Source organism: Actinomycetota bacterium (assembly GCA_018334075.1).
GTDB lineage: Bacteria > Actinomycetota > Coriobacteriia > Anaerosomatales > UBA912 > JAGXSC01.
This window is the reverse complement of the sequence record JAGXSC010000063.1, coordinates 20,101-27,005: the sequence shown is the minus strand read 5'-3', so window position 1 is coordinate 27,005 and position 6,905 is coordinate 20,101. Positions and strand designations below refer to the sequence as shown.

Annotated in this window: 6 protein-coding genes; all 6 read right to left on the bottom strand. The window is 58.1% G+C overall.

Features of this window, described 5'->3' with window-relative positions; translation table 11 throughout:
- Positions 1-621: hypothetical protein (locus KGZ89_08085; protein MBS3974806.1), on the bottom strand; the 621-nt coding region annotated here is incomplete at its 3' end.
- 122 nt (positions 622-743) lie between these two features.
- Positions 744-2,141, bottom strand: a complete 1,398-nt coding sequence (pyk, locus tag KGZ89_08080) for a pyruvate kinase (GenBank protein MBS3974805.1) — start codon at positions 2,139-2,141, stop codon at positions 744-746.
- 73 nt (positions 2,142-2,214) lie between these two features.
- Entirely contained in the window at positions 2,215-3,126 is a 912-nt protein-coding gene (locus KGZ89_08075) for a class I SAM-dependent methyltransferase (GenBank protein MBS3974804.1), read from the bottom strand.
- Between the two features lie 22 nt (positions 3,127-3,148).
- Positions 3,149-4,432 (bottom strand): phosphopyruvate hydratase, encoded by a 1,284-nt coding sequence (gene eno, locus KGZ89_08070; GenBank protein ID MBS3974803.1) that lies wholly within the window; start codon positions 4,430-4,432, stop codon positions 3,149-3,151.
- On the bottom strand, positions 4,429-5,856 hold the full coding sequence (mazG, locus tag KGZ89_08065; protein ID MBS3974802.1) for a nucleoside triphosphate pyrophosphohydrolase: 1,428 nt from the start codon (positions 5,854-5,856) through the stop codon (positions 4,429-4,431). Before mazG ends, eno begins: the two co-directional genes overlap by 4 nt.
- Before the next feature lie 28 nt (positions 5,857-5,884).
- Positions 5,885-6,883, bottom strand: coding sequence for a peptidylprolyl isomerase (locus tag KGZ89_08060; GenBank protein MBS3974801.1), 999 nt, complete (start codon positions 6,881-6,883; stop codon positions 5,885-5,887).
- Between the last annotated feature and the right edge of the window lie 22 nt (positions 6,884-6,905).

Below are 6,905 nucleotides of genomic sequence, written 5' to 3'. Positions count from 1 at the left end.
TGTCGCCGAAAGTCTTGCCGTCTTGGTTCCCGGCGGCAGAATCCCGGTATGCACCGCAACGCCTGAGCCGGGTTGTGCGTCTGGTATCCATGTATGAGGAACTATCGCGCCGTCGATCATCATGACGACACTTGCCGGGTCGAGATTGGCTCCTGAGATGCGGGCGCTGACTTCGCTTACGCTTGAAGAGATAGATGAAGGTGCGGGGCGAAGGTCGCTAAAGGTTATGGGCGCCGTGCGCACTACACTCCACTGCCTGGTCGAGACGTTTCCAAGCGAGTCTTGTGCCCTTACGGTCACAGTGTAAGTGCCTGGGGGCAGATCGGGAATATCAGCGAAGATATCTGCTCGAGCGTAATTTGTTACAGGCATGGCTCCGTCGTAGCATCCACTGCAACAGACCCAATCGATATGGTATGTAAGCGTTGTTCGGTACGCAACTCCCGCAACGCTTACAGTCGCGGTTGCAATGTTATTTGGGTCCTCTACAAGAGCGCTGATCCTGAAAGGACCTGTGACTACTGCTCCGTCTGCAGGAGAGATGTTAGAAATTGTTGGCCCGGAGGCGAGAACATGGGTAGGCGCGTGTAATGAAAGCGCCGTGAATAAAGCAAAGCTCATTAGTAACGCTAAGCGTTTTTTCCCCATGCCTACCTTATTCTGATGTGCACAAAAGCACGCAAATCCATAATAGATAAATTAGTCTGAACGATCAATAGGCAATGTCAGCCGCAAAGGTCATGCTATACCGTTCGCACGACGACAAAATCCGTCGCCCCCGCGCTGCGCGACGCGATACCCGCTGTCACCGCAACTCGATCGCCAGGCTTGGCCACACCGGTCCTCAACAGCATCTCATCGATCGCGATGAGCATTTGCGTGGTTTCCTCGGCAAGTGGGAGTACGACAGGAGTAACCCCCCATACCAGCGCCAGGCGGCGAGCGACTTGCGCAAACGGCGTCACGGCGATGATCGGAACTAGCGGCCTGTGCCCAGCCACCGCACGCGCGGTCGAGCCGGATTGAGTGGCGGTCACTATCGCGACGACCTTGAGCTCCTCGGCAAGCTCTCTGACCGCGGTGCTAACTGCCCTGGTAACATCGGTGGTCGCCTCGCCGGCGTGTCTGGGCCGGGAAGGGCCTAGCGACGCCTCAGCGGTCATCGCTATCGTGGCCATAGTCTCCACCGATTCTGCTGGATAAGCGCCAACAGCGGTTTCCGCCGAAAGCATGACCGCGTCTACCCGCGAGAAGATGGCGTTGGCGACATCGGAAGCTTCGGCGCGCGTGGGTCGTGGCGCCAGGATCATCGATTCAAGCATCTGCGTGGCTACTATCACCGGCGTCGAGCGGTCCCGACACACTTCAATGATTTTGCGCTGGAAAACGGGTACCTGCTCAGGCGAAGTCTCGACACCTAAGTCGCCCCTTGCGACCATCACCGCATCCGAAACCTCAACTATTTCGTCAATGTGGCCCATCGCCTCGTGTTTTTCCACTTTCGCGACGATCGGCACGGTCTCATCGCCCATGAGACGCCGGAGCCTGACGATGTCCTCGGCGCTGCGAACAAACGACTGCGCGACGTAATCGACCTGAGCTTTCAGCCCAAAACGCAAAACTTCCTCATCATAGGAGGTGATGGGATCCACGCTCAAAGTTACACCAGGAACATTGACTCCCTTGCGGCTGACAAGCGTGCCTCCGGTGACCACGCGAGTATAAACATCGCCGCCACTTATCGACTCAACCGAAAGCTCGATGCGGCCGTCATCCACGAGTATGCGATCGCCCGGCCGGAGGTCTTGCGCAAGGCCCTGGTAGGTGACGCTCGCCCCTGAGGCATCCCCGGGGCGCTCCTCGGCAAAGAGGATGAACGATTGCCCTGCCGAGAGTACCGTATCTTTGGCCACGATGCCCATCCGGACTTTCGGGCCCGCGAGATCGAGCATGATGGCCACATGACGACCCGCCCTTTCCGCAGCGCTTCGAACAGCCTTCACGCGCACATCGAGCTCGTCCGGCCGTGAGTGCGAGGCGTTCAATCTGGCGACATCCATCCCCGCAGAAACCAATTCGTCAAGCCGTTCATCAGAGCAGGTAGATGGTCCTATTGTGGCTATGATTTTGGTTCGGCGCACGTCTTGCCCCCGCTTCGGGTCTGATTACTGGACAGATAGCGCACTTTTGCTTTCGGCGGCGGTGAACTACCTCTTACAATACTTCTTTCCCAAAACCCGCATCCGAACCCTTCGGAAGGCGCACCACTTGAATCGCTTCACCCTGAAGTCGCACCGTAAGCTCCTCGCGCGCAAGTCTATGAGCGGCTGTGCGCAAGTTGCCGTACAAGCGCTCGATACCGCGAGGGTCGGTGTCGATGAACACCGCTCGGTCTCCGCCAGCCAGAAAGTAACGAATAAGTCTGGTAGAGGTTCCTCGCGGAACAGGATACGGAACCACTATTCTTGTAACATCTTGCCCCCACTGGTCTGCAGGGTCGACTTGCGCCGGATGCCATCGAGCAACACTCGCGATAAGCAACACGGATCGCTTGTGGAGCTCTAGCGCTTGCTCTCCGTTTGTGACAATCCGCATCCTGACATCGACGCCCTGCCTTGCGATGCTTCTGGCCAGATACGCCCAGTCCAGCGAGCCATCGTCATCCAGCATGAAAACGACCCTGTCGCGCACCCGGATCGCAAGTTGAATGAAGAGGTTATACAGATCCAGTCCTCGGCGTGGAGTAAAGGTCACCACAGCGATGTCGAAGGTATCGTCGTGGAGCAGGTCCTCGACCATCCCCTGGCGAATCGAAAGCCGAGGCGATTCTGCCACATCGCTGGCGAGAAGATGCTGGAGGAGTCCCGCGCTCGGCTCCATCGCAGTAACGTGCCCCGATCGTTCGAGAAGCGGTCGCGTGAGGATACCCGTGGCCGCCCCGACCTCAAGCAGGCGCCCGCCCTCGGGAACCTCCGCGAGCAAAGCCTCGATCAGCTGCGGGAAGAGCCGGCTCCTGCCAAAGTCGATATCGTATTTGTCCGCGAGTCGCTCACGCATAGCCAAAAAAGCATCCAGTGCGGAAGCCGGAGGCTTTTGCCTGCCCCTGGGTGCTTGGCCTTCAGCCATCATCTCGCCTCGCTAGACAGCTTCAACGAGTACGGCGAAACGCCGACTGCCCTGGGTATCGCGAGGATTCGCCGAGCTCCTCTTCTATGCGCAGAAGCTGATTGTATTTGGCGACCCTGTCTGAGCGGGCAGGTGCACCCGTCTTTATCTGACCCGCGTTGACCGCGACAGCCAGATCCGCGATGAAGGTATCTTCCGTCTCTCCGGAGCGATGCGATATGACGCACGTGTAACCCGCTCGCTTGGCCGTCTCGATGCACTCGAGAGTTTCAGTGAGGGTGCCGATCTGATTCACCTTGACCAGGACGGAGTTCGCGACGCAACTCTCGATCCCACGGACCAACCGCCTCGTGTCGGTGACAAACAGGTCATCCCCGACCAGCTGAATGCGATCTCCCAAGCGCTCGGTCAGAAGCTTCCAGCCGTCCCAATCCTCCTCGGCCATGCCGTCCTCGATGCTGATTATCGGATAGCGCTTCACGAGGTCTGCCCAGTACTCAACAAGCTCCGCCGAGGAAAGCGTTCTGCCTTCGCCCTCCAGGTGGTAGGAGCCCCCGCGATACACTTCTGTCATCGCCGGATCCAACGCAAACGCGACCTGCTCGCCGAGGGTATATCCGGCACCAGTCACCGCCTGCGAAATCACCTCGAGAGCCGCTTCATTGTTCTTGAGATTCGGCGCGAAACCGCCTTCATCGCCGACGCCCGTGCCGAGGCCTTGCTCGCGAAGGACGCCTTTGAGGGTGTGGTATATCTCGGCGCACCAGCGAAGTCCCTCGGCGAAGGTGGAGGCGCCGACCGGGACGATCATGAACTCCTGTAGATCGATGTTGTTGTCGGCGTGAGCGCCCCCATTGATGATGTTCATCATGGGAACCGGCAGCGTGTGGGCGTTGACCCCGCCGATGTAACTGTACAGGGTAAGCCCTGTCGACTCCGCCGCTGCCCTCGCGTTAGCCAGAGAAACGCCGAGAATCGCGTTTGCCCCCAGGGCTGCCTTGTTCTCCGTTCCGTCAAGTGCAAGAAGAGTCTCGTCGATCAGGCGCTGGTCGGTCGCGTCGAGACCCACTATTTCGGCCGCGATGATCTCGTTGACATTGTGGACTGCGGCACGAACTCCCTTGCCCCCATAGCGCAAGTTTTCGGTGTCGCGCAGCTCCAACGCCTCGAATGCGCCGGTGGATGCCCCGCTAGGAACAGCGGCGCGACCGAACGAGCCGTCTTCCAGCACTACCTCGACTTCGATCGTCGGATTACCTCGAGAGTCCAGGATCTCCCTGCCAAACACATCGGCGATATTGCTCATTTACTGTCCTGCCCTTCCTTTTTCTTCGCTTCAGCCCACAGCGCTTCGAGCTCTTGAGCGCTCATCGAGTGCAACTTTTCGCTCCTCTGGTCAGCAGCGCTTTCCATATCCTGCCAGCGACCCTTGAATTTCGCACAGCTTGTCTTTAGTGCCTCTTCGGCGTCTATTCCTTGCTTTCGTGCGAGATTGACGACAGTAAACAACAGGTCGCCGACCTCTTCGGCTGCCTGTGGAGATCCGGGAGTGACCGCTTTGAGCTCGTCGATCTCCTCATGTATCTTTGCCCAGACATCATCTATGGTCTCCCACTCGAAACCAGCGCCGACCACCTTGCGAGAGATGCTCTGCGCAAGCATAAGCGCAGGTAGCGATGTTGGTACATCGTCGAGCAGTCCACCTTGGTTCTCTTCCAGCTTTATCGCATTCCAGCCAGCAGTAACCTCCTGCGCTGTATTGGCGACAGCATCGCCGAATACATGAGGATGCCGTCTGCGTATCTTCGTTGTTATGCTAGAGATGACGTCCTCGATGGTGAAGCATCCGCTTTCAGTGGCGATCTGAGAGTGCAAAACGACTTGCAGCAGCACATCGCCGAGCTCCTCGGCGAGCTTGTCAGGGCTCCCCGATTCGATGGCAGCGATCGTCTCGTGAGCCTCTTCCAAAAGATGCCGGCGCAGCGAAAGGTGATTCTGACCCCTGTCCCAGACACATCCGTTCGGACCCCTGAGATGCTCGATGAGCCTCACGAACTCCTGAAATCCCGCTGGCGGCCTGATGCGCCGTGGACCCAGATATAGTGTCATGCCTGGCGAAACATCCATGCCAGCCAGGTTCGTGATGCACGCCATGGACAGAGAGAAGCCGCCATCCTCGAGAGTCGAGGCTACCACCACATCGTGGTCGGGTGAGTAAACCTCGGTCAACCGCTCGGCGAGCTTGGCCAGCGTCAGGCGATTCCTGATACCCGCTATAACAAGATGCGAGGCGCGATGAGAAAGTAAGGGCTTGTAGGATCGCGCATCCATGATGTTGAGATCCGCTGTCAAGTCGATATCGAACGCCATCAAAATGATGTACAGGGATGAGAGTGATGGAAAAACTCTCACACTTGTCCCCGTCTTTAGCAGTAGTTCCGAGAGCAATCCATGCCTGAGAAACGGATAGCCGTTCGTAACGTATGCGACATCGCCGGCAGCAGCAATGTCGGCAAGCAACTCCACAACCCGACCAGTGCCGGGGGTATCCGACAGACCAAGGTCACTGAAGGTGGTGTGCTCTATGCCCGCTTCACTTAGCATCGCACTGACCGAGCCGTCGGCCCTCGACACCACAACCTGCTGTGCTCGACGAAGCTTTTCTGCGGTATCGGACGACAGTACCTTACCGCTGTCTGACCCCGCGCCGATAATCGTTATCGAGCCCAAAAGATTCTGCCCCTCCGCTCCCAAGAACCTATGGCTGCCCCGAACCGCCTTCCTCGGCTGGTGTATCAGCCGCAGGCTTTAGATCAGGAATCACGTACTCTATTTCAGCATTCTCTCTAAGCTCGGCAAGAAACTTCTGGTAGGCCTCGGCGTTCCGCTGCTGAGTGATGCTCTGCTCAATCTGCTCGGTCACCTCATCGAGCGGACGAACCCGCTCCTCGCGCCTCTCGGCAGCCTTGATTATGTGCCAGCCAAACTGAGTCTGCACCAGATCGGATATCTCGTTTATCTCGAGGTTCTCAAGAGCCTGCTGAAACTCCGGGACATAAGGCACCGTGGGCCAGCCCAGATCTCCGCCGTTCGCCGCAGAAGCCGGATCCTTCGAGTGCTGGGTTGCCAGCTCAGCGAAGTCAGCGTCATCGCGAAGCTGGGCGAGAACACTTTCGGCCAGGGCCTTTTCTTCCGTATTGAACAGTATGTGCGATGCGCGGACCGCAGCCGCCTCGGTGAACTGAGCCTTGTTGGCCTCGTAGAACTCCTTGATCTCCGCCTCGCTTACCTCAACGGCGGGGCTGATCTCGGCCAGCAGGAGCTCTGTCAGGATCTGGTTTCGGATCTCGTCCTTGAGGTCCTCGAGTGTCATACCGGATTGCTCAAGGGCCTGCTCAAACTGTGCGGCCTCCTGGAACCCGGCCTTCAGCTCATCGACTCGCTCCTGGACCTGGGCGTCGGAAACGGTGACTCCGCGCTCCTCGGCGGCCTGCTGCCAGAGTATCGTGTTTATCATGCTGTCGAGGGTCTGCTGTCTGAACTCAAGCAGCCGACCTTCTCCGTCGAGCCCCTCAAACATCTGAGGATACATTTCCCTTAATTCCTCGACTTGCTGATCGAGATCCGCCAGATTGATGGCCTCGCCATTTACGCGTGCCGCGATCTCACCGCCCCCCGCACCCCCCGCGCAACCGAAGGTTCCAAAGGCAAGAGCAGCGACTAGCATTGAAGTGATAGTGATCCGGAGAATACTCACAAGCCCTCCTATATTGTCATTC

Excerpts from the sequence above, each read along its gene's own strand:
- KGZ89_08075 (MBS3974804.1), bottom strand. The coding sequence starts at position 3,126 with ATGGCTGAAGGCCAAGCACCCAGGGGCAGGCAAAAGCCTCCGGCTTCC.
- eno (MBS3974803.1), bottom strand. The coding sequence starts at position 4,432 with ATGAGCAATATCGCCGATGTGTTTGGCAGGGAGATCCTGGACTCTCGA.